At 38.0% G+C, this 24,030-nt stretch carries 17 protein-coding genes; 12 read left to right on the top strand and 5 right to left on the bottom strand.

Annotated elements, in window-relative coordinates:
• Positions 1-2: 2 nt before the first annotated feature.
• On the bottom strand, positions 3-1,166 hold the full coding sequence (locus tag P1K33_RS07705; protein ID WP_284652347.1) for a sigma-54-dependent transcriptional regulator: 1,164 nt from the start codon (positions 1,164-1,166) through the stop codon (positions 3-5).
• A gap of 86 nt (positions 1,167-1,252) precedes the next feature.
• Positions 1,253-1,759, bottom strand: a complete 507-nt coding sequence (locus P1K33_RS07700; protein WP_284652346.1) for a hypothetical protein — start codon at positions 1,757-1,759, stop codon at positions 1,253-1,255.
• A gap of 127 nt (positions 1,760-1,886) precedes the next feature.
• Here P1K33_RS07700 and panB point away from each other — a divergent pair, with 127 nt between their 5' ends.
• The 7 genes from panB (at position 1,887) to P1K33_RS07665 (ending at position 12,695) form a co-directional block, all read left to right on the top strand.
• A complete protein-coding gene (gene panB / locus P1K33_RS07695; protein WP_284652345.1) occupies positions 1,887-2,705 on the top strand; it encodes a 3-methyl-2-oxobutanoate hydroxymethyltransferase in 819 nt (272 codons plus the stop codon).
• A gap of 21 nt (positions 2,706-2,726) precedes the next feature.
• Positions 2,727-3,422, top strand: coding sequence for an RluA family pseudouridine synthase (locus P1K33_RS07690; RefSeq protein WP_284652344.1), 696 nt, complete (start codon positions 2,727-2,729; stop codon positions 3,420-3,422).
• 87 nt (positions 3,423-3,509) lie between these two features.
• Positions 3,510-4,844 (top strand): DUF5723 family protein, encoded by a 1,335-nt coding sequence (locus P1K33_RS07685; protein WP_284652343.1) that lies wholly within the window; start codon positions 3,510-3,512, stop codon positions 4,842-4,844.
• A gap of 61 nt (positions 4,845-4,905) precedes the next feature.
• Entirely contained in the window at positions 4,906-6,237 is a 1,332-nt protein-coding gene (locus P1K33_RS07680) for an aldehyde dehydrogenase (RefSeq protein WP_284652342.1), read from the top strand.
• A gap of 168 nt (positions 6,238-6,405) precedes the next feature.
• Complete coding sequence (locus tag P1K33_RS07675; protein WP_284652341.1) at positions 6,406-10,308, top strand: PAS domain S-box protein; 3,903 nt, start codon at positions 6,406-6,408, stop codon at positions 10,306-10,308.
• Positions 10,309-10,320: 12 nt separating this feature from the next.
• Positions 10,321-11,178 carry a KPN_02809 family neutral zinc metallopeptidase gene (ypfJ, locus tag P1K33_RS07670; RefSeq protein ID WP_284652340.1) on the top strand — a complete coding sequence of 286 codons (858 nt, stop codon included), beginning with the start codon at positions 10,321-10,323 and terminating at the stop codon, positions 11,176-11,178.
• A gap of 161 nt (positions 11,179-11,339) precedes the next feature.
• Entirely contained in the window at positions 11,340-12,695 is a 1,356-nt protein-coding gene (locus P1K33_RS07665; RefSeq protein ID WP_284652339.1) for a hydroxymethylglutaryl-CoA synthase family protein, read from the top strand.
• Positions 12,696-13,928: 1,233 nt separating this feature from the next.
• Here P1K33_RS07665 and P1K33_RS07660 read toward each other — a convergent pair.
• Entirely contained in the window at positions 13,929-15,464 is a 1,536-nt protein-coding gene (locus P1K33_RS07660) for a YifB family Mg chelatase-like AAA ATPase (protein WP_284652338.1), read from the bottom strand.
• Between the two features lie 164 nt (positions 15,465-15,628).
• Between P1K33_RS07660 and P1K33_RS07655 the strand changes: the two genes are divergently transcribed.
• The 3 genes from P1K33_RS07655 (at position 15,629) to P1K33_RS07645 (ending at position 17,583) form a co-directional block, all read left to right on the top strand.
• On the top strand, positions 15,629-16,108 hold the full coding sequence (locus tag P1K33_RS07655) for a hypothetical protein (protein WP_284652337.1): 480 nt from the start codon (positions 15,629-15,631) through the stop codon (positions 16,106-16,108).
• Complete coding sequence (locus P1K33_RS07650) at positions 16,098-16,298, top strand: helix-turn-helix transcriptional regulator (RefSeq protein ID WP_284652335.1); 201 nt, start codon at positions 16,098-16,100, stop codon at positions 16,296-16,298. The genes P1K33_RS07655 and P1K33_RS07650 overlap by 11 nt, the downstream gene beginning before the upstream one ends.
• Positions 16,299-16,386: 88 nt before the next feature.
• On the top strand, positions 16,387-17,583 hold the full coding sequence (locus P1K33_RS07645; protein ID WP_284652334.1) for a sensor histidine kinase: 1,197 nt from the start codon (positions 16,387-16,389) through the stop codon (positions 17,581-17,583).
• Here P1K33_RS07645 and P1K33_RS07640 read toward each other — a convergent pair whose 3' ends face one another.
• Positions 17,584-18,489: a patatin-like phospholipase family protein gene (locus P1K33_RS07640; RefSeq protein WP_284652333.1), complete on the bottom strand. Its 906-nt coding sequence runs from the start codon at positions 18,487-18,489 to the stop codon at positions 17,584-17,586. It lies immediately after the preceding gene.
• Positions 18,486-20,588 (bottom strand): M1 family metallopeptidase, encoded by a 2,103-nt coding sequence (locus tag P1K33_RS07635; RefSeq protein ID WP_284652332.1) that lies wholly within the window; start codon positions 20,586-20,588, stop codon positions 18,486-18,488. Before P1K33_RS07635 ends, P1K33_RS07640 begins: the two co-directional genes overlap by 4 nt.
• 160 nt (positions 20,589-20,748) lie before the next feature.
• Here P1K33_RS07635 and recG point away from each other — a divergent pair, with 160 nt between their 5' ends.
• Together recG and P1K33_RS07625 are read left to right on the top strand one after the other, a co-directional pair.
• The gene (recG, locus tag P1K33_RS07630; RefSeq protein ID WP_284652331.1) at positions 20,749-22,857 is read left to right on the top strand and encodes an ATP-dependent DNA helicase RecG; all 2,109 of its coding nucleotides are present in this window, start codon (positions 20,749-20,751) and stop codon (positions 22,855-22,857) included.
• A gap of 111 nt (positions 22,858-22,968) precedes the next feature.
• Complete coding sequence (locus P1K33_RS07625) at positions 22,969-24,027, top strand: efflux RND transporter periplasmic adaptor subunit (protein ID WP_284652330.1); 1,059 nt, start codon at positions 22,969-22,971, stop codon at positions 24,025-24,027.
• The last annotated feature ends 3 nt before the right edge of the window (positions 24,028-24,030 follow it).

Raw genomic sequence — 24,030 nt, 5'->3', positions numbered from 1 at the left:
TGCTATTTAGAGGCAAACAATTTCACATCCATTTCAGAAATCTCGCTTCCGCCAAGAATAATAAGTCTTTCCACTACGTTTCTCAGCTCACGGATGTTTCCGGTCCAATCGTATTCCTGTAATAATTTGATGGCGTCCTTGGAAAAGGATTTGGTCGCATTTCCTTGTTCTTCCGCAATTTTTACGGCAAAATGTTCTATCAATAACGGAATGTCATCGCGTCGGTCATTCAATGCCGGAACCTTAATCAGGATTACTGCCAATCTGTGATATAAATCTTCGCGGAAACGACCTTCGGCAATTTCCTTTTTCAAATCTTTGTTGGTTGCCGCTACGACACGCACATTGATTTTAATATCTTTATCGGCGCCGACTCTTTGAATGAGGCTTTCCTGTAAAGCGCGTAACACTTTGGCTTGGGCCGATAAACTCATATCCCCGATTTCATCCAAAAAAATCGTTCCGCCATCGGCAGCTTCAAATTTTCCGGCGCGGTCTTTCACTGCAGAAGTAAAGGCGCCTTTTACGTGACCAAACAATTCACTTTCAATCAATTCAGACGGAATTGCGGCACAGTTGACTTCAATCATCGGTGCGGCTGCTCTTTCACTTTTCTCGTGAAGTTGGTGTGCTACCAATTCTTTTCCGGTGCCGTTTGGACCTGTGATTAAAACACGGGCATCGGTCAACGCCACTTTGTCAATCATCTGCTTGATTTGATTGATTGGTTCGCTTTCGCCAATGATTTCGTAGCTTTTGGAAACTTTTTTCTTTAGGATTTTATTCTCTACGACCAATTGTTTTCTGTCTAAAGCATTGCGAACAGTGTTTAGTAATCTATTCAAATCGGGTGGTTTTGAGATGTAATCAAAAGCACCTAAACGCATAGTATTGACGGCTGTTTCTAAATCACCATGACCTGAAATCATAACTATCGGAATTTCCGGCTTGATTTTTTTGACCGCTACGAGTACTTCTTCGCCGCTCATTTTGGGCATTTTGATATCACAAAGCACTAAGTCATAATCTTCATTTTTGATTTTTTCAAAACCAATTTTTCCGTCTTGGGCTTCTTCAACTATATTGTTGTCGCTTTCTTCAGTTAGTATTTTGATTAATACTCTTCGGATAGCGTCTTCGTCTTCGATGATTAATATTTTTGGCATTTTTGATTAATTTATAAGATTGCAAAGTTAATCATGTAAAGCGTTTTATCACTATATAAATGCAAGAATCAAGTAATTTTATTTGATTATAAAGACATTAGCAAACTTTGAAAAATAAGGTTGTCACCGGTGTTTTCCTGAGCAATCGGTTGGAATAAATACCAAAGCAGGAAATCCAAAAAGTAATCTTCGTTTTCTGGCAAAGAAATTATCTTTGTGACAAGCGTTCCTCCATTGTTTTCCAAACTATAAGAAAGCAATTCCGAAGTATCATTAGTAATCACAAATTCTACCAAAGGATTGTTCCTGATTTTGAGGTTTAGTTTGATGTTTTTATATTCAATCGTAGTATGGTTTGAAAACCATTTTTCAGGATAGGCTTTTAAAACTACATCCCCTTTATAATCAAATAGCAGTAATTTACTTTTCCAAAAACCCGTGTATGCAATAGTATAAAGTTGCCCTTCGAGATTAATAATCGCAGACCGATTCCACCTGGAAGACTGAAGTTCTAATTCTCCTATCTTCTTTTCTCCAACTAAAAAAAGGTATTTCTTTTCGGTTGTCTTTTTCCAATTTCTGTTAGTTTCCATGATTACTTTTTTTTCAAATTAGTATTACACTAAAAAAAATAGTTACACCTTTGCTAACTGTAAGAAGGAGAATTAGCAATAATTTTACAATTCCTTTTTATTACCTTTACTTTACAAAAACACAACTATGTCTACTGCAAAAAAAGATTACAAAAGAATTACGACCAAGTCATTGTTTGACATGAAAACCAATGGCGAAAAAATATCGATGCTGACCGCTTATGATTTTACGATGGCTAAAATTGTAGATACCGCCGGCGTTGATGTGATATTGGTTGGCGATTCTGCCAGTAATGTTATGGCGGGTCACGAAACGACTTTGCCGATTACTTTGGACCAAATGATTTATCACGCTTCTTCGGTGGTAAGAGCCATTGAAAGAGCTTTGGTAGTAGTGGATTTGCCTTTTGGAAGTTACCAATCGGATCCGAAAGAAGCCTTGCGTTCGGCCATCAGAATCATGAAAGAAAGTGGCGGACATGCCGTAAAACTGGAAGGTGGAAGCGAAATCAAGGAAAGCATCAAACGCATCCTGAATGCCGGAATTCCGGTAATGGGACATTTGGGTCTTACACCACAATCGATATACAAATTTGGGACTTATACCGTTCGTGCCAAGGAAGAAGCCGAAGCGGAAAAACTGATTGAAGATGCTAAACTGCTGGAAAGAATTGGCTGTTTTGCTTTAGTGTTGGAAAAAATTCCGGCGTCTTTAGCCGAAAAAGTAGCCAAGACGATTTCGATTCCGGTAATTGGGATTGGCGCCGGCGGCGGTGTGGACGGACAAGTATTGGTAATCCACGATATGTTGGGGATGAACAATGAGTTCAGCCCGAGATTTTTGCGTCGTTATATGAATCTTTATGAAGGCATGACTACAGCTATTGGCCAGTATGTAAACGATGTGAAATCACAGGATTTCCCAAATAAATCAGAGCAGTACTAGAAAGCAGGCAGCAGAACGCAGATGGCAGAAAAAGTAATTTCTACTAAAAATAACCTCCAAATTCTTCACGAAGATAACCACATCATTGTGGTTAACAAACGCGTCGGCGATATTGTCCAGGGCGATAAAACCGGAGACAAACCGCTATCGGAAGTCGTTAAGGAATACATCAAGGAAAAATACAACAAACCCGGAGAAGTCTTTCTTGGCGTAGTACATAGATTGGACAGACCGACGACCGGCATTGTTGTTTTTGCCAGAACAAGCAAAGCGTTAACCCGTTTAAACGAATTGTTCAGCAACAGGGAAACCCAGAAAACTTATTGGGCTGTTGTTAAAAACAAGCCACCCAAAAACGAAGATAATTTGGTTCATTTTCTAAAGCGAAATGAAAAGAACAATACTTCCAAAGCCCATCTGAAAGAAGTCCCTGAAAGCAAAAAAGCGAGCCTCGATTATAAAATTATCGCAACGTTGGACAATTATTTTGTGTTGGAAATCAACCTGCATACGGGAAGGCATCACCAAATCAGGGCGCAATTATCAGCCATTGGCTGCCCAATCAAAGGCGATTTGAAATATGGCTTTGACCGCAGTAATCCTGATGGCGGCATCCATCTTCATGCCCGAAAATTAGTCTTCACCCATCCCGTTTCGAAAGAGCCGCTGGAAATCACGGCTCCGGTGCCAAATGAAGTAATTTGGAAGGCATTTTAAACTAAAAACCGTAAATTTACGTTATATATAATGAGGGTTTGTGCAAACCCAAATGTTATATACCATAAATCTAAACCAATCCTACTTATGAAGAAAATCATTTTAACCTTAAGTCTGCTTCTTGGGCAGAGCGTTTTTGCACAAGAACATTATTCCGGTATTAGTACGTCTAACAGAGTTGGCATTTTGAATGCCAATGTCAATCCCGCTGAATTGGCCAATCTGGCTAAGAAATTTGAAGTCAACATTTATGGCATCAGCTTTAATGTGGCGAATAACAAAATTGCTTTTAGTGATTTCAATTCGGATGCCGATTTTGAAGAACTGCTTTTTCAGGGTTCCAAACCGGTGAATGCCCGAATTGATACTGAAATCTTGGGTCCCGGAGTGTCGATGCGATGGATGAAATGGGGTTTTGCCATCACCACAAAAGCCTATGCTAAATTCGATATGGTAGATATTGACCCAACGATTGGAGACGCCATTACCAATGACAATCTGATTCTAAACACAACCATTTTAAACAATCCAAACAATCAAAGACTAAGTGGAACATCTTATGGTGAAGTTGGGCTTTCTGCTGCAAGAACCGTTTTTGAAGATGACGACCAAAGAATCAGTGCGGGTGTAACTTTGAAAATATTATTTCCAGGTTCCTACTCCAACTTTGGCTTGAGCCAATTAGACGGTGAAATCAATGAGAATCTTACCGGTGCTTATCTGCATACCAATCAGCCGGCCTATTTGAATATTGCTTATTCGGGAAATTTGGCGGAAAGCTTTACCAATTTTAATGATTACAGCAAATCTATTTTTGGCGGTTTGAATGGTTTTTCAGGTGACATTGGGGTAAATTACCAATTAAAAAAAGGCAAAGACTATAAACTGAATGCAGGCTTGGCCATCAGAAACATTGGCAGTATGACGTTTAAAGACAACAATAATGCGTCGACCAATTACATCCTGAACATTCCACAATCCGATCCGCTGGATTTAAGCCTGTTTGAAGATGTCGACAATTTGAGTGAAGTGGAAACCATTTTAAGGGATAATGGCTATCTGACCGAGATGCCTCAGGAAAAAGCCTTCAAGGTAAAATTGCCAACAGTGCTTTCTACTTATGCTGATTTCAGGATTATTCCAAAAATTTATGTAACGGCTTATTTACAGCAAAAACTCAATAAGGACGAAAGCAACAATCAAATCACGGTTCCGAATATTTTCAGCATTACGCCAAGAATAAATTTAGGTTTCTTTGAAGGTTATCTTCCTTTGACTTTTAATGAGATTTCAGGAACAAATGTGGGCTTGGGTGTTCGTTTAGGCGGTTTCTATATCGGTACCAGTTCATTGATTACGGCTTTGATCAGCGACAGCAAACAAGGCGATCTTTACACCGGTTTCCGTTGGGCTTTTCTATAACAAAAATTAAAATTGTCTGCTAAAAATTGGTATATTAGCCTTGCTAATTATACAACCTGACATGATTTTTAAAACGGATATCAATTACAGAAAACAGTCGTTACTGAAATTATTAACTGCCGTTGAACAGCATGAAGAAGCCATTGTTCAGGCTTTGCAGGATGATTTTAAAAAACCGGCGTTTGAAGCGGTTATCACAGAAACCAGCTATGTCTTAGCCGAATTAAAACATACGATCAAAAACATCAATAAGTGGGCAAAACCAAAATCGGTTTTGCCTTCTCTTTTAAATTTTCCTTCCAGCGATTACATTTACAAAGAACCTTTTGGAAAAGTGCTGATTATTGCACCATGGAATTATCCTTACCAATTGGCTTTGGCACCGCTAATTTCGGCTGTTGCCGCAGGAAACCAGGTGGTTCTTAAACCGTCAGAACTGACTCCGAGCACATCCAGAATCATCGCCAAAATCATTCACGAAACCTTTGACAAAAACCATGTGGAATGCATTGAAGGTGGAACTCAGGTTGCCCAGGAATTATTGGCAGAGCGTTGGGATTACATCTTTTTTACCGGCAGTGTTGGCGTGGGCAAAATAGTGGCCAAAGCAGCTGCCGAGCACTTGACTCCGGTTACTTTGGAATTGGGCGGGAAAAATCCATGTATTATTGACCAAAGTGCCAATCTGAAACTGACCGCCAAGAAAATCGTTTGGGGCAAATTCCTTAATGCGGGACAAACATGCATTGCACCCGATTATCTTTTGGTTCACCAAAATGTCAAAACCCAATTGATTGATTATCTGAAAGAGGAAATCACCAATGCTTATGGTGAAAACCCGGAAGAATCAGCTGATTTCGCACGCATCATCAATGAGAAAAATTGGCAAAGACAAGTAGCCATGCTTCAAAACGGACATATTCTTTTTGGCGGAAAAAGTACGGCTAAAGATTTTTACATCGCTCCAACGCTGCTCAACGAACCCGAATCCGAAAGCTTAGTGATGAAAGAAGAAATTTTCGGACCTATATTGCCTATTCTGGGTTATGAAACCGAAGCCGATTTGGACCAAATCATTACCCGATATGAAAAGCCACTGTCTTTGTATGTTTTCACAGAGAATAATGGTCTTGCCAAAAAAATTATAACAAAATATTCCTTTGGCGGTGGCTGTATCAATGACACTGTAATTCACTTTGCCAACAAGCGCTTACCCTTTGGCGGTGTGGGACACAGCGGCATTGGTGCTTATCACGGAAAGTTGAGCTTTGACCTTTTTTCGCACCACAAATCGATTGTAAAAAAAGGGAATTGGCTTGACATTCCAACACGATATGCACCCTATAAAGGGAAATTAAACAATATGAAAAAACTATTAAAATGGTTTTCTTGAATATGCCCTACAAAAAGTGAGGCATTTTTTTTTATTTTTATGTATATTGTCGTGCGAAAGTTATAAAATCATAAATATAAATTGTTTAATTGGTTAAAAATCTACTATACTTTGAGTTTTCTTTTTTCATTCACCAATATTAACAGCTATATAATAATCTGCTTATTATTGATTATTTCTTTGCTGTTCTACGTTGCGATACACAAAACTTTACAAAAAAGACTAAATCTCAGCAAAAAATATTCTGACTTTGAGCCCAAGGAAGAACAGTTCAGAATCTATTTTCTCTTTTATGGCATCACGATTCCTCTTATAGAGACTATAGTTGATGTTTTTGACTTGCGTAATTCAGAACATATAGCCATCAATTTTGGTGTTGGTGCTTTATTGTTGCTCTTCTACTTCTTATGCAGCAAATATGATTTTTTCTATAAGAACATTACCATCATTTTTCCCATATTTTATTTTGGCTATTTCTGTTATATCGGGTATAATTTGTTCTTCATGCCATTCGAATTATTATCCTTTGTTGGCTTTATTATTGCCTTTTTTCTTTCCTATTTTGTTATGAAAAACATACTCCACTACTGGAGTTTTGTACTATGTATATTGATTTTTTTGTTCTATGCTTATCAGGCCGAATTGATTGATCAAAAGTTGACCGTATTGCTCGTTTGTACTTTCATTTCAACAGTTGCCATTCATATTTCAAGGCATTTGGCTTTATTGGAAACCAAAAACAAATTCCTTTTTTCAGACATTATTGTCAACAACGGGAATTCGCTGATTATGACCACCAATACCAAAGGAGAAGTGTCTTTCTGTAGTGAATCAGTGGAAGACATTTTAGGATATAAAGTTGAAGAAGTATTGGGAATGGGTTTCTGGAAAGTAACTGAAGATCCTGAATTCATCGGGGAAGAATACCACAATGACTTTGTGGATGACCGAAGTTATATACGAAAACTGAAATGCAAAAACGGAGACCATAAATTCATCCAGTGGAAAGACAAAAAATACTCCGAAAATATCATTATCGGGATCGGACAGGATGTAACCGAACAAATAAAAATCAAAGACCAATACCGCAGTCTGATTGAGTCGGCTGCCGATTTGATTTATGAAATCGACTTCAATTCTACCGTTACTTATGTAAACCAATTTGCCGTAAAAACTCTTCATTATGAAAAGGAAGATATTTTAGGCAGACATTTTTCTAAATTCATCCGAACTGATTATCTAGACTATGTAACCGATTTTTACAAAGAAATCCCAAAAGAATCTCAGGAATACAATGACTTGGTTTTTCCGTTACTCAAAAAAGACGGTGACACCATCTGGGTTTCCCAAAAAGTAACCTTAAAGAAAAATGATTTTGGAGAAGTGATAGGTTATTCGGCCATTGCCAGAGATATTACTTTAGTTAAGAACCTCGAAATCGAACATTACAACCGAAGCAAAAAAGTTAGGGTTCACAATGAAACACTGAAAATATTAACCTCACAAAGTTATTCCAACAAAGATACTTTCAATGGCATTCTCAAAAACATACTCAAAGTAGCCTCTAACAATTGTACCATTGACAGGGCTGGTTATTGGTCGTATTTACCGGAAGGATTGCGTTGCGAAAGTATTTATTACCTGAAAAGCGATCGATTTGAAAAGAACTTTTTCCTTGGAAAAGAAAATTATCCGAACTATTTCGAAAACATCGAAACCGGTATGCAGATTGTGGCTTCCAATGTTTACAACAACAGCATCACGCAAGAGCTTTGCTATGATTATGTTCCAAAAAACCATATCATGTCATTGCTCGATACACCGATATTTATCAATGGTAAAATTATCGGAATCCTGTGTTTTGAAAAAACCGAATCTTCTTTTGAATGGGACAATGAAGACATCAATTTTGCACGTTCAATAGCCGATTTAATTGCGATAGCCATTGAAGCCCAATTATTGCTCGAATCAGACAAAAAACTATCCTATAAAAGCGAAATCCTAACGGTAATCAGTAAAAACATCGACAAATTCTTGCTTAATAAAAATACCGATGAAACACTCAAAGGCATTGTAAATGAAATTGGTGAGGTTTTAAAAGTGGATCGAATTTCCTTCTTTGCCAAAAATGAAAAGGAAAACGTCTTTTATCAAAAACACCGTTGGCTTGCCGCTGAAAAAGGATTTGCTGAACCAAGGGAAGCTTTACAAAACATCACTCCGGAAATGCTTTCATTTGTGATGAAACACATGGAGGAGAATTATTATTATGCCGCAATCGTCAAAAAAATCAAAGATGACATCACCCGAAAGTTCTTGGAAGCTTTTGAAATTAAATCGGTGTTATTCCTGCCTATTTTTGTCAAAAATGAATTGAACGGCTTCCTGGTTTTTGATGACTCAACCCTGGAAAGAGCCTGGTCAATTGATGAAATCACGATACTACAATCGCTGTCCAATAATATCTCTTCTGCCTTTGAAAGAAACATCAACGAAGGAATCATCCAGGAAAGCGAAGAAAAATTCAGGCTTTTGGCCAACAATATTCCGGGAACCGTTCATCTGTCAAGATATGATGAGAAATGGTCTAAAATTTACCTCAATGATGAAATTGAAAAGCTAACCGGTTATCCAAAAGAAGATTTTCTGCTGAATAAAATATACTATATCGATTTGGTACATCCTGATGACATCAAGATTGTCAGGGAGAAAGCCGATGAGTTGTTTAAAGGCAAACAAAAAATCCATTTAATCTATCGAATAGTCAACAAAGCCGGACAATCAATTTGGGTAGAAGAATTTGGCGAACCTATTTTCAAAGGCAATGAAATTGTTTACATCGTTGGGATTTTCATCGATATCACGACCCGAATGGAAGCGGAAGAAGCCATTAAGGCTAAAAATTATGCTGAAGCCGCGAACAGGGCCAAATCGGAATTTCTGGCCAATATGAGTCACGAAATCAGAACACCTTTGAATGGTATTATCGGTTTCACCGAACTCCTAATGAATACCAATCTGGAAAGCATCCAGAAAAAATACATGGATACCATCAACCAATCGGCCAATTCATTGATGGAAGTCATCAATAACATCCTTGATTTCTCCAAAATTGAATCGGGTAAACTCGAACTCAATGTAGAAAAAATCAACATCCGGGAACTGCTCAATCAAGTGGTCGATTTGATTCAATATGAAGCCAATCACAAAAAATTAGAGCTTAACCTGATTATTGAAAAAGAGATTCCAACCTACATTTGGGTCGATTATATCCGCCTGAAACAAATCTTGATCAATCTCTTGAGTAATGCAATTAAATTTACCGAAAAAGGAAGTATTGACGTAACTTTGAATGTCTTTAAAAATATTGATGAGGATAGCATTCAATTGCAATTTGCAGTCAAAGACACCGGAATCGGAATCAAGAAAACCAATCAGCTAAAAATATTTGAAGCGTTTTCACAGGAAGACAATTCGACTTCCAAGAAATTTGGCGGCACAGGTTTAGGGCTTTCCATTTCAAACCAACTTTTGGAGTTGATGGACAGCAAACTCGAATTGGTTAGCGAACCTAATAAAGGAAGTGAATTTAGTTTTGTTTTGGATGTTACCTATTCGAATCAGTCAACAGAGAACAATAAATCAATTGATAAAACGCCAAAATCAAGTCAAAAAAGTAATGTCGTAACGACGGATGATAAAGTTATTTTCATTGTAGAAGACAATAAAATCAACATGCTTTTGGCTAGGACATTGGTCAAACAAATTTTGCCAAATGCCCAAATCATCGAACTTGAGAACGGCAAACAGGCTTTAGATAAAGTACAGGATATTGTCCCTGATTTGATTTTGATGGATATACAAATGCCTATAATGAATGGTTATGAATCAACTTTAGCCATCAGACAATTGCCTAATGCGGTTGATATTCCGATTATCGCATTAACAGCCGGAACAGTAGTTGGGGAAAAGGAAAAATGCATTGAAAACGGTATGAACGATTATATTCCAAAACCAATAGACAAAGAACTATTGGAGAAAATCATACGAGATGTGATGAAGTTTAACTAAAATCAAAATATCATGAAATGGCAAAGAAAAGAAAGCGGTAATTTTGAAGATCGCAGAGGCATGTCCGGCGGTGGAAAAGCACTTATTGGCGGTGGTGTTATTGGAATTGTAGTTTTGTTGCTGAATATGTTTGGTGGTGAAACCGGTCAGACCATCGGTAATATCCTGGAGCAAACACAAGGAACACAAGAACAAACAGAAGGCGGACAAACCAGGGAATTATCCGCAGAAGAAAAGGAATTAGGCGCTTTTGCAGAATCATGTTTTGTATACAACAATGAAACCTGGGCCAAAGTATTTCAGGAAAACAATATGGATTATGAAGAACCCGGAATGGTTTTGTTTGATGACGGCGTAAATACGGCTTGTGGTAATGCGACTTCAGCTTCGGGTCCGTTTTATTGTCCGGGCGATAAAAAAGTCTATATGGATTTGCGTTTCTTCGAAGAACTGAAAACCCGTTTTGGTGCTGAAGGCGGCGATTTTGCCATTGCCTATGTGATTGCGCATGAAATGGGCCATCACCTGCAAACCATTTTGGGAACCTCGGGAAAAGTACGCCAACTCCAACAGGGGAAAAGTGAAACCGAAGCCAACAAATTGTCTGTTTGCCTCGAATTGCAGGCCGATTTCTATGCCGGTGTTTGGGCGCATTACAACAAAAATCTTTTGGAAGAAGGCGATATTGAAGAAGCTTTGAGTGCGGCCAATGCTGTAGGCGACGATGCCATCCAAAGCAAAATGCAGGGTCATGTCACACCCGATAGTTTTACACACGGAACTTCCGAACAAAGAATGTATTGGTTTAAAAAAGGTTACAACTCGGGCGACATCAAACAAGGCGATACGTTCTCGGCTCTTTTGGATTAAAAAAAATCAGTAAGTTGCAGCAAAAATCACAATTCAAAAATTAAAGCTGTCATTTATTGAATTAATCATAAATCTTGCGCTATACACTAATTTTGAAGACAATTTCAATTCGTTTTGAGGTTGTCTTTTTTAATTTTGCAATGCAAAAAATCAAAAAGTAAATGAAAGCAGGCATCGACAGTATCGCATTTGATATTCCACAAATTTATCTTCCTATAACCACTTTAGCCGAAAACCGTAACATTGAAGCCGACAAGCTAATTAAAGGTTTGGGCTTACATAAAATGAGTTTTCTTGATGTGCATCAGGATGTGGTAACGATGGCTTCGAATGCCGCTTTGAAATTGATCCAACAAGAAGATTTAAATCCTTCAGAAATTAATCGAATTTATGTGGGAACCGAAAGCGGCGTTGACAGTTCGAAACCCGTTGCTTCTTATGTTTTATCCAATCTGGAAAATGTTTTGGGCGAAAAGAGTTTCAGGAATTGCGATGTCGTCGATTTGACTTTTGCCTGTATTGGTGCGATTGATGCGTTGCAGAATTGCCTCGATTACATTCGGTTGAATCCAAGCAAAAAAGCCATCGTAATCGCTTCAGACAATGCCAAATACGATTTGAATTCGACCGGTGAATACACACAAGGCGCAGGCGCTGTTGCAATGCTAATCACTTCTGAACCAAGGATTTTGAGTTTTTCAAATGAAGTTGGTATTTCAACCCAAGGCGTGTTTGATTTCTTTAAACCGCGTCGTTATGTCAGCAAACAGGAAGTGTTGCAATTAGACAACAATCCGGAATGGCATGGTGTTTTAGAAACCGAATTGGCGATCTACAAAGAACAACCGGTTTTTGACGGACAGTATTCCAATCAGTGTTATATCAACCGAATTACCGAAGCTTACGAGCATTACAAAACCGAAAGCAACCAAAGCGGAAAAGTCTATGAAAACTGGGCCAATATCTTAATGCATCTTCCCTATTGTTTTCAAGGCCGACGCACCTTTATCGAAATTTTTGCGGCTGAAAACCGGGAACTGTTAGACACTCAAATGGGTGAAACAGCCAAAGACAAGATCAAAGCCTTAGCCAAAAGCCCGGAATATTTGGCTTTGGTCAATGAAAAAATCTTGCCTTCCGAAATTGCTTCAGGGCAAATCGGGAATATTTATACCGGTTCTATTTTCTTGGGATTGCTGTCAACCTTGTGTTATCACTTCCAACAAAAATCAGATTTGACCAACAAAAAATTTGGTTTCATTGCTTACGGAAGCGGTTCCAAATCAAAAGTATTTGAAGCAGAAGTTGTTCCTGAATGGCAATCAGTCCTCGAAAAAGTAAAACTTTTTGAAACCTTGGAACAATGCACTGCGATTGATTTCCCAACTTATGAGAAACTCCACAAAAAAGAATTAAAACAATCGGTTATCGCTCCGAAGAACGAATTCTATTTAGATTCGATTGAAAAGGAAAATCCGATTTTGGTTGGTGCGAGGTATTATAAGTTTGATGAGTAATCATGCGAAATATGGATATACCCATATTTCGCATAAATCATTTTATATTCCAAGTTGATGGGTTGGAGCAGTCAAAATAAGGCCAAAATCAGGGTTCTTTTTTTAAGGGAAACAAATATGGGTTGTTGCTATGTTTTTTTTGATGAATAAACAGTTAAAAAAACTATTTTAAGATAGAATAGAAATTGTAAAATCAAATAAAAGTTGTTTATACACACACAATTGTTTATTAAAATAAAACAAAAGTTGTTTCATATTCGAAACAATAACTATATTTGTAATCGTATTACACAAAATAAATATAGTACAAGAAATAGAAGTATTATACAAAATAGAAGTAATAAAAAACCTCCTGCATCAGCAGAAGGTTCTAAAAGGATTAAGATTTAATCGCAATGATTAACTTTCTTATTTCTTTTAACAGTAAGGTAAGCTGTCCAACAGCTAACCAACTGACCAGAAAATAGATAATTTTCATCTCTCAAGGATTTAAATTTATATACAGTTTCCAACTGTGTCAAGAACCAGAGGTCAGAACTCTGGTTTTTTGTTTTTATAAAACGTTGGCTTCTATAAAAACTCAATACAAAGATAATTCTTTATTCAGTGCAGCAGTTTTGCTAAAACATTTCCTAATTCTGTATTGGTCAAAGTTAGGTAATAGATGTAGATTTCAAAAAGTTTTTTATTAACATTACTTGCTGTATTTGCGCTTGCGCAAATTTCAATGTATATACTCGTATTACTATATATCCCCCTATAAATAGCGTTTTTTTTATAGTGATACATTTGGTTCCGTACAGATACGGAATAGGCAATTCAACTTCTTTGCTTCGAATGTTAATAACTCCGTTATCATCCGATAACATTTCGTCCAATAAGATAACGTAATAATTACAAAACGTTACAAATCACAATTAATCTTACAATATAATTCTTGGGTTTCAAATATGAAAATGTATCACAGTGGTTGTAACGTCTTACAAATTTTACAACACTTTCTGAAATAGTTTGATTCAAGTATATATTATTTCATTCCTTAATTTTGACATTAACAAAGTTCGGACATTACGATATTGAGTCTATAAAAAACAAAAAAAAATCGTTGTAAAACCACAATTTAACAATCATAAGGAAATAAATACTACATTTTTAATTCTCAAAGGTCATTTTTTTACAATTTTCCAAAAGTAAATACTACAATTTAAATTTACCTTAAATCCGTAGTCGCAATTAACCCAACCAACCATCACGATCCAAACTTCGATATTGAATTGCTTCTGCAATATGATTGGAACTCACGGTTTCAGCCTGTTCCAAATCGGCTATAGTTCTTGAGACTTTGAGAATTCGGTCATACGCACGAGCTGAAAGGTTTAGTCTTTCCATAGCAGTCTTTAATAACTGTAATGAAACTTCATCCAAAGCGCAATACGTCTTGATTTGCTTGGTGCTCATTTGGGCGTTGTAATGGATATTATCAAATTCCTCAAAACGTTGCGACTGTATTTCCCTGGCTTTGGTCACGCGTTCCCGAATCGACACACTGCTTTCTGCAGGACGGGTTTCGGTGAGTTTTTCAAATGGCACCGGAGTGACTTCAATATGAATATCAATTCGGTCCAATAACGGTCCGGAAATTTTGCTCAGATAACGCTGCATTTCTGCTGGTGACGAACTCACCGGCGCATCGGGATCATTGAAATAACCACCCGGACTCGGATTCATACTCGCAACCAACATAAATGACGAAGGATAAGTAATCGTAAATTTGGCTCTCGAAATTGTTACTTCGCGGTCTTCCAACGGTTGGCGCATCACTTCCAAAACTTCTCTTTTGAATTCGGGTAATTCATCCAAAAACAAAACGCCATTGTGTGCCAGCGAAATTTCTCCCGGTTGCGGATAACTGCCGCCGCCAACGAGTGAAACCGAACTCGCCGTGTGATGCGGACTCCGGAAAGGTCTTTGGTTCATCAAACCGGCATCTTTTATTTTTCCGGCAACGCTGTGGATTTTGGTCGTTTCCAAAGCTTCTTTTAACGTCATTGGCGGTAAAATACTGGGCAATCTTTTGGCCAACATCGTTTTCCCCGAACCCGGCGGACCAATTAAAATAATATTGTGGCCACCGGCTGCGGCGATTTCCATACAACGCTTTATACTTTCCTGACCTTTGACATCGGAGAAATCAAATTCGGGAAAGTCCAGGGTTTTGTAAAACTCATCGCGCGTATTGATGACTGTGGGTTCAATGGTTCCGTTGCCTTCAAAAAAATCAATGACCTGCAGTACATTTTCAACGCCATAAACTTCCAGTCCTTCTACTATTGCTGCTTCCTTGACATTCTGAATCGGGAGAAAAAAACCTTTGAATCCTTCTTCTTTTGCTTTAATCGCAATCGACAAAGCGCCTTTTATGGGTTGCAAACCGCCATCCAAAGACAATTCACCCATAATGATATATTGATCAACTTCATCCGCTTTGATTTGTCCTGAAGCCGCTAAAATCCCAATCGCCAAAGTCAAATCATAAGCCGAGCCTTCTTTGCGTAAATCGGCCGGCGCCATATTGATGGTGATTTTTTTGACTGGTAATTGATAACCATTGTTTTTTAATGCCGCCGCAATGCGATAACTGCTTTCCTTAATGGCATTATCGGGCAAACCGACCAAATGATAGCCAACACCTTTATCAATATTGACTTCAACCGTTATACTCGTCGCTTCTACTCCAAAAACTGCACTTCCAAAGACTTTTACCAACATATCCTATTTTTTAATCTAATAAAAATAATAAAATAGTTACAAAATAAACATCAATTGAAAGAAAAATCAACAATAAGTAAAATAAAGCAAACAAAATGTAAAGTATATTTGTCTATTTGTAAAATATTATATACTTTTGAAATGAATTTAAAACAGCATTCATTATGAAAAATCTATTTTTATTTCCAAACAAGTTTAAAATTCTTGGTTGGATTTTGTTTGTTCCGGCCTTACTTTTTTCTTTAATTGTTTCTTTTTTTGACATTAACATAGACAATTATTGGGTTGTTAAAGTATTTGCTTTTGCAGATGATTTTGTACTCAAAGACAACCAATACTTCGCGGTTACAAAAAACAGCATTGTAGACGAAGTAATGCTTTTTTGCTTAGTCATTGGTGGCATTTTAATTGGTTTTTCCAAATTAAAAATAGAAGATGAATTTACGACCAAGATTCGCTATGAAAGCTTGGTTTGGGCAACCTATGTCAACTATGGTTTGATTTTGTTTTTTACAGTGTTCCTCTATGGATTGTCCTATCTGAATGTGCTATTTTATAATACTTTTACAGCCTTGTTGTTTTTTATTATCCGATTCCACTATTCTATTTACAAACTAAATAAAGCCACTAAAGATGACGAATAATTTAAGGGTTTTGCGGGCGATTAAGAATATCTCGCAAGAAGAATTGGCCAAACAAATACAGGTAAGTCGTCAAACCATCAATGCAATGGAAAAAGGAAAATATGTTCCTTCAACTGTATTGGCTTTAAAATTAGCGCGCTATTTTGAAAAACCCGTTGAGGAAATCTTTAGTTTAGAAACCGAAGATTGATTTATCCCGTAAATGTTGATAAAACATTTACGATTAGAATAAAGTAAATAAAAGACAATTAATAACTTTGCGCTATAAATACCACAATATGATTGAAGCCAAATTGCCTTTGAATGAGGCACGACGTTTAAGAATATTAGAAGAATACCATATTTTAGATACTGAAAATGAAAATGATTTTGATGAGATTACAAAATTAGCTTCTGAAATATGTGATAGCCCTATATCTCAAATAACATTAATTGATACCAACAGACAATGGTTCAAATCATCTCACGGACTGGCGAGTAAAGAAACACCGAGAAGTTTGTCTTTTTGTGCTCATGCTATCCATGGCGATGAGATGTTTGTAGTTGAAGATGCCCGAAAAGACATTCGCTTTCATGATTCACCTTTGGTAACAAGCGACCCCAACATTGTATTTTATGCAGGAGTTCCATTGATTGATAAAGAAGGTTATGCATTAGGAACACTATGCGTTATTGACAATAAAACCAAGAAACTAAATCCGTTTCAGGAGAAAGCCCTGAAAACACTTAGCCATCAGGTTTTGAAATTGATGGAACTTAAAAAGGCAAACTATAAATTGAATGCCAAAAACAATCTTTTAAAAGAAAGTTACAGCGAACTAGAGCGTTTCTCTCATGTGGTTTCTCATGACATCAAATCGCCGTTGAACAACATTTTAGGACTTACAGATTTGCTCAGAGAAGATCATTGCCAAGTGACCAATACGGAAGCCAATTTGTATATCGACCTGATAAAAGAATCTTCCGAAAAGCTAAAAGAATATATCGATGCAACATTGAGAGCTTATAAAAATGGCACTTTGGCTTCAGATGAAAAGGAATTCTTCCATTTAAACAGCATCTTGAAAGAATCCATTAAGCTATTGAATCCAAAAAATGAGTTCGAAATCAACCTTCCTGAAAACCTTGAAATCTTCAATTACAAATCCTACTTTGAGCAAATATTCATGAATCTCATCAGTAATGCTATCAAATACAATGACAAACCAAAAGTCATTGTTGACATCAAAGTTACTCCAGGAAATGATTTTTATACCATTAAGGTTAAAGACAATGGGATTGGGATTGAAACTGATAAATTGGATTTGATTTTTGAAATGTTTTATACTTTGGAAAAAACAGATCGTTTCAACAATATGGGAACTGGAATCGGACTTTCTACAGTAAAGACATTGGCCCAAAGAACCGGTGGCGAAATCAGTGTTACTTCAACTGTTGGTGTCGGAACTGAATTTGTTTTAAAATTCAAGCCTTAATTACTGGACATTATCACTCATCAATTCGCTCTTATTTTTAGCGTACAGATAACCTCTTTGCCACCAATCCTTCATTTTGTCTTTGTCAAAAATCAAGGCATTATCAGTGAGCTGCGTTGGCGTATAGTATAAATTGAGTTTGGCATTTTTGTTTTTGGCAGCCAATTTCCCAATAGTGATATCATGCTTTTCTACTTGAGTTAACAGCGTTTGAAACAAATCAATCATCAGTGAAAACGGATTTCGTCCAATCTTTTTTGGTCTGGTTTGCACCTCAGTTTCCAAAATAACCACATCCACTTCTGTCGCGCCGCGATTGATGGCTTCGCGTATCGGAACCAAACTCGAAAATCCTCCATCGCCATATTCGTAGCCATTTTTGGTCGCCAAACTCATAAACGGAATGTAATTACAGGAAATCCAAATCCACTCGCAAAACTCGTCATAATCATAATCCTTAATCGATTTGTATTCGACTTCATTTTTGGAAAGATTGGTCACGGTAACAACCACTTCACAGTTTTTGGCTTTTAAAAGCGTAAATTCTATTTTGGTGAAATTTTCTTTGATATAGGCCAATAGTTTATGGCTTTCGCCAAAAGTTCGTTTCCCTTTCAAAAACTGTTTCAACACATTCCAGTGGTTAATGGTAACCGTTTCTTGGGCTGTATTTTTATTTTTAACGACAAACGGACTGAGATCAAAAATGCTCCGCATATTGACGTTAGAATAAATGCCATAAATCTTTTCAACTTCGCCCAAAGCCAAATGCGGAATCAGCAAACTTCCGGTCGAACTACCGATGAGAATATCATACTCACAACCGTTTTCCTGCATCAGATACTGCGCAACACCACCGGCAAAAGCACCTTTACTTCCACCTCCAGAAATCACTAACGCTCTCATGGTTTCTCGCTTAACAATTTTTGCAACTGGTTTTTCTCAGCTTCGGGTAAGGTTGGCAACAACGATTCAAATAGCGCGTGTTGCCCATCTTGCGCCAACAATTCCCTGATCTTGTCGCGGCCATATTTGCTGAACTGCCATTTGTGATGCGTAGTGGCATTGACCAGGTTTTTCAAAACAGTGGTGTCTTTGTTATTAATCGCCAGCGCATTTTGAAGTGCATTTTGACGCACCGAGCTTTCATATTTTGCTGAAGTATAATCAACCAACTCATTGTAATAATCCTGTTTTTTGGCATTCTCATTTTCTGCCGAACTTATGGAAAAAGTCAAGAATAAAATTCGCAAACTTTTATCGTTTCCTCCTATCCAATCTTTGGCTTTCGCCAAATAAACGCTTCTGCTTTCCGGAAAATTTTTCCACAGATTCATAAAGGCAATTTCTCTGGTATCATAAGATTGGTCATCCAACAACGATTCGTATTGCGTTTTAAATTCTACCGGAATTTCTTCGGTAAACTCAGCCACGGCCTGACGCACTTCGATATCATTGGTTTGCATCGCTAAGGTCAAAAACGCAGCCTTATCAGCAAATGGAACTTCTTTTAATTGGTACAAAATCTCTGTCTTCACCGGATAAAACACATTGGATTGCAATAATTCTGTGAATTTTTGTTTGTTTTCTGCCAATGATTTCTTGCGCAATTGCTGGGTTTCAAACAGCGTTTGCATAAAAGGATTTTTCTTGAGCAAAGCATTGGCTTCTTCGGTTTGAAAACGGTAATCTTCCAGCCAGTTTTTCTTGAATTTCTCCGTGTCAAATGTTGGTGCTACTTTCCTAATTTCTGCCAAAAAATCGTTGGTTTCTACATTTCTATATTGGTACTTTTTCAGATAAGCTTTTACGGCTTTTTGGAACAATTTTGGTCCAATCGCTTCGCGAATGGTATGCAATGCCCATGCTCCTTTTTGGTAAAATGACAACGAACTTGCCTTTTCATGCATCACCGGAATCGTATCGGTTTTAGCGGCATTTCTCAACTGTAAAGAAGTTCGGTACAACTGATGGTAAAAATAATCATCACCAAAAACTTCACGCTCCGCCAACAACGCGTAATAAGTAGCAAATCCTTCCTGCAACCAATGATGTTTTCCTGATTTTGCTGTAACCAAATCGCCAAACCATTGGTGTGCCAACTCATGCGCGTTGACATTTACATAATTCCGGTCGTTGAAACCAATCTCGTCCACGACATAATCCTGCGCAAAAATGGTACAGCTGGTGTTCTCCATTCCGGCGTAAAGAAAATCCTCAATCGGAATTTGCTTGTAAACCTGCCATGGATATTTAAAGCCGATTTCCTTTTCTAAATAGTCAAACATCTTTTTGGAATGCTTATAGGTCGATTCAAACTTCAAAGTGTCTTTCGGCTGGATAAAAAACTGCAGCGGAATCCCTGATTTGGACGCGATGACTTTATTCCTGAAATCGCCGATGACCAGCGCCAATAAGTAAGAACTCATTGGTTTTTCCATCGTATAGTGAGATACTTTCATGTTGGGCAATGCGCTATAAATATAGAAATTTCCTTTTCTCGTATTGTGATATTCCAAAACACCATTTGAAAGCGCATTGAATTTTTTATCATGCTCAATACTGATCTTAAAAGTCACTTTCTCATTGACGTCATCAAAACTTGGCAGCCAATGACTGGTATATTTTCCCTGTCCTTGTGTCCAAATCTGCAAATCATCGCCTTCGCCGTTAAAGTATAAGGTTTGCTTTGGCGTGGCCTTATAATTAAATTTTAGGCCATTCAGCCCTTTATGAAATCCTTCGAAGAGCAATAATTCCTTAGTGTTGTTTTTATAATTAACCGGTTTGTCATTGATCCGCATTTCAGTAAAATCCATATTCTTCGCATCAATCCTGATGGTATCTATATCCGAAAGCACGTTAAATTGGTAATAAACCGCGCCGCCAATTGATTTATTTTCATGCACAGGAGTAACTGTAGCGTTGAGTTGGATAAAATCAACTTTAGTTGTTTGCTGAGCAAAAGTGAAAGCGGTAAATAAAAGGAAAAATAGTAGGCGCATTTGGTATCAATTATTTGACACGAATATAATCATTTTCAAATTCACTCATTTTCAAATTTTCAAATTAAAAAACTATCTTCGCTTTAGTAAGAACATAGAATAAAGAATATAGACAAAAACGTTTCTATTTTCTATGCTCTATATTCTATTCTCTAAAAAAATGTCAAACAATCTTCTGCAAACTCCTATCGAATACCTCAAAGGCGTTGGCCCGCAACGTGGCGAATTGCTGCGCAAGGAAGTTGGCATCCATAAATATGAAGATTTACTCAATTTTTACCCAAATCGCTACATCGACCGAACGCGTTATTATAAGATCAATGAGCTCAATAACAATGTTGCAGAAGTTCAGGTTATCGGCAAAATCATCAACATCAAAACGGTAGAATTTGGCAAAGCCAAAAAACGTTTGGTCGCTGTTTTCGTTGACGAAACCGGACAAATGGAACTCACGTGGTTCCAAGGCCACAAATGGATTCGCGATACACTCAAACTCAATACGCCCTATGTGATTTTTGGAAAAGTGACCCATTTCAATGGCCAATACAGCATGGCGCATCCCGAAATGGAATTGCTCAATGAACACGAACAAAGCCTGCGCTCGGCAATGCAACCGGTTTATCCATCGACGGAAACCTTGACCAATCGCGGGATTTCAAACCGTGTGGTCAATAAAATGATGCAACAGGTTTTTCTGGAAACCCAAGCCAAGTTTGCCGAAACGCTGCCACAATATTTGGTTGACGAACTCAAATTGATTCCGAAAAACGCGGCGCTATTCAACATCCATTTTCCGAAAAGCCCCGAGCTTTTGGCGAAAGCGCAATTCCGATTGAAGTTTGAAGAATTGTTCTTTATCCAATTGCAATTGATTACCAAAAACCTGGTGCGCAAACACAAAATCAAAGGCCATCCGTTTACGATTGTCGGGAATCATTTTAATGATTTCTACCAAAACCATTTGCCGTTTGAACTGACCAATGCGCAGAAAAAAGTACTTAAGGAAATCCGAAACGATATGGGTACGAATGCCCAAATGAACCGTTTGTTACAAGGTGATGTCGGTTCGGGCAAAACCATCGTGGCTTTAATGGCGATGCTGATTGCGTTGGATAATGGTTTCCAAAGTTGCCTGATGGCACCAACGGAAATTTTGGCCAACCAACATTTCAACGGTTTGACCCAATTGGCAAAAGACCTCAATATCAACATCAAAATACTAACCGGTTCGACCAAAACTGCCGAACGCAGAATCATCCACGAAGAACTCGAAAACGGAACTTTAAACATTCTCATCGGAACGCATGCCTTGTTGGAAGACAAAGTGCAATTCCACAATCTCGGTTTGGCGATTATTGACGAGCAACATCGTTTTGGCGTGGAGCAACGCTCGAAACTTTGGCAAAAAAATGATATTCCGCCACATGTTTTAGTAATGACGGCAACGCCTATTCCACGTACGTTGGCGATGAGTTTGTATGGTGATTTGGACATTTCGGTGATTGACGAATTGCCACCGGGAAGAAAACCGATTCAAACCGTACATCGTTATGACAGCAACCGACTGAAAGTTTGGAAATTCATCAAAGACGAAATTGCCAAAGGCCGCCAAATTTATATTGTTTATCCGTTGATTCAGGAAAGCGAAACGATGGATTACAAAGATTTGATGGATGGCTACGAAAGTATCTCAAGAGATTTTCCGCTGCCGCAATACAGTATTTCGATTGTTCACGGCAAAATGAAACCAGCCGATAAGGATGCCGAAATGAAGCGCTTCGCCGAAGGCAAAACCAATATTATGGTCGCTACGACGGTAATTGAAGTTGGTGTCAATATTCCAAATGCCAGTGTAATGATTATCGAAAGTGCAGAACGTTTTGGTCTGTCGCAATTACACCAATTGCGTGGCCGCGTGGGTCGTGGTGCCGAACAGAGTTATTGCATACTGATGACTTCTTTCAAATTGTCCAATGACAGCAAAATCCGTTTGGAAACGATGGTCAAAACCAATGACGGTTTCGAAATTGCCGAAGTCGATTTGAAACTCCGCGGTCCGGGTGACATCATGGGCAAGCAACAAAGCGGCGTACTGAACCTGCAGATTGCCGATTTGGTCAAAGACAAAGACATTCTATTATTGGCGCGACACGAAGCTCTAAAATTGTTGAAGAAAGATGCTTCGATGACTTTACCCGAACATCAAACACTTCGCGCGGTTTTTATTGAGCTCACCAAAAAGAAAAACATCTGGAATTACATCAGTTAGTAGATATTTGTACCTACAAGTGTTAAATAAAGATTAACTGTACCACCGCTTTCATTGGTAAGAATTAGCTTTGCAATAGCAACTGTCATCTAATTTAGACCCAAGAATTCAATGAAAGTAAAAAATATTGTAATCGCCATATTAGTCATTGCCCTTGGAGGAATGATTGTCTACAGAATCACCAAAAACAAATCTGAAAACGAAAAAGGAAATGACAAAAACGGGAAAAAGCCTCCTGTTAGTGTCAGTGCTGTTGTGGTAACGCCACAGGAATTTTCGAATACCATTTCACTTTCGGGTTCGATTGATGCCAATGAACAGATTGAAATCAGAAGTGAAGTCTCAGGCATTGTGGAAACCATTTCTTTTACAGAAGGAAGCAACGTCAGCAAAGGACAGGTTTTGTTTAAGGTGAATGATATCGAACTCAGAGCACAATTGACACAAGCCAAAACCAGAGAAAGTCTGGCTTCCGAAAACGAAAGAAGAGCCAAATTACTGTTGCAAAAAGAAGCCATCAGCCAGGAAGAATATGACATCGCCAGTGCTGATTTCAGAACCGCAAAAGCACAAACCCAACTGATTCAGGCACAAATTGGCAAAACAACCGTCAGAGCGCCATTCTCGGGAAAAATTGGTTTAAGAAGCATTTCTCCCGGAACCTATGTCACACCGGCAACTTTGATTGCCAAATTAGTCAGTACCAATCCACTAAAAATTACTTTCTCTATTCCTGAAAAATACGCTACGGAAATTACCAAAAATGCCCAAATCACTTTTACGGTTCCCAATGTGAGTGATAAATTCACCGCCAAGATTTATGCCATGGAACCGGGCATTGAAGCCACTACCAGAACATTACAAATCAGAGCGCTGACCGATAATGCTAAAGGCAATTTGTTACCAGGAACTTTCGCCAATATTGAGCTTCCGTTAAAAAACATCAAAGACGCTATCATCGTTCCAACCGAAGCCATCATCCCAATTCAGGAAGGCAAAAAAGTATTTATTTCCAGCAATGGCAAGGCCAAAGAAGTGATCGTAGAAACATTGACCCGAACCGACAAAGATGTTGTAATTACTTCCGGATTGAAAATCGGTGATACGGTTTTGACTTCGGGTGTGATGTCCTTAAAAGAAGATGATGCTGTAAAAGTAAAACTGAAATAAGAC

This window comes from Flavobacterium terrisoli, from assembly GCF_030167905.1.
GTDB lineage: Bacteria > Bacteroidota > Bacteroidia > Flavobacteriales > Flavobacteriaceae > Flavobacterium > Flavobacterium terrisoli.
The sequence above is the reverse complement of the archived record's forward strand: the minus strand, read 5'-3'. Positions and strand labels throughout refer to the sequence as shown.

What these genes read in the sequence shown, in the direction of transcription:
- ypfJ (WP_284652340.1), top strand. Translation starts at nt 10,321, where the DNA reads ATGAAATGGCAAAGAAAAGAAAGCGGTAATTTTGAAGATCGCAGAGGC.
- P1K33_RS07645 (WP_284652334.1), top strand. Translation starts at nt 16,387, where the DNA reads ATGATTGAAGCCAAATTGCCTTTGAATGAGGCACGACGTTTAAGAATA.
- P1K33_RS07665 (WP_284652339.1), top strand. Translation starts at nt 11,340, where the DNA reads ATGAAAGCAGGCATCGACAGTATCGCATTTGATATTCCACAAATTTAT.
- P1K33_RS07635 (WP_284652332.1), bottom strand. Translation starts at nt 20,588, where the DNA reads ATGCGCCTACTATTTTTCCTTTTATTTACCGCTTTCACTTTTGCTCAG.
- P1K33_RS07680 (WP_284652342.1), top strand. Translation starts at nt 4,906, where the DNA reads ATGATTTTTAAAACGGATATCAATTACAGAAAACAGTCGTTACTGAAA.
- P1K33_RS07685 (WP_284652343.1), top strand. Translation starts at nt 3,510, where the DNA reads ATGAAGAAAATCATTTTAACCTTAAGTCTGCTTCTTGGGCAGAGCGTT.
- P1K33_RS07700 (WP_284652346.1), bottom strand. Translation starts at nt 1,759, where the DNA reads ATGGAAACTAACAGAAATTGGAAAAAGACAACCGAAAAGAAATACCTT.
- P1K33_RS07655 (WP_284652337.1), top strand. Translation starts at nt 15,629, where the DNA reads ATGAAAAATCTATTTTTATTTCCAAACAAGTTTAAAATTCTTGGTTGG.
- panB (WP_284652345.1), top strand. Translation starts at nt 1,887, where the DNA reads ATGTCTACTGCAAAAAAAGATTACAAAAGAATTACGACCAAGTCATTG.
- P1K33_RS07660 (WP_284652338.1), bottom strand. Translation starts at nt 15,464, where the DNA reads ATGTTGGTAAAAGTCTTTGGAAGTGCAGTTTTTGGAGTAGAAGCGACG.
- P1K33_RS07690 (WP_284652344.1), top strand. Translation starts at nt 2,727, where the DNA reads ATGGCAGAAAAAGTAATTTCTACTAAAAATAACCTCCAAATTCTTCAC.
- P1K33_RS07705 (WP_284652347.1), bottom strand. Translation starts at nt 1,166, where the DNA reads ATGCCAAAAATATTAATCATCGAAGACGAAGACGCTATCCGAAGAGTA.
- P1K33_RS07640 (WP_284652333.1), bottom strand. Translation starts at nt 18,489, where the DNA reads ATGAGAGCGTTAGTGATTTCTGGAGGTGGAAGTAAAGGTGCTTTTGCC.
- P1K33_RS07650 (WP_284652335.1), top strand. Translation starts at nt 16,098, where the DNA reads ATGACGAATAATTTAAGGGTTTTGCGGGCGATTAAGAATATCTCGCAA.
- P1K33_RS07625 (WP_284652330.1), top strand. Translation starts at nt 22,969, where the DNA reads ATGAAAGTAAAAAATATTGTAATCGCCATATTAGTCATTGCCCTTGGA.
- recG (WP_284652331.1), top strand. Translation starts at nt 20,749, where the DNA reads ATGTCAAACAATCTTCTGCAAACTCCTATCGAATACCTCAAAGGCGTT.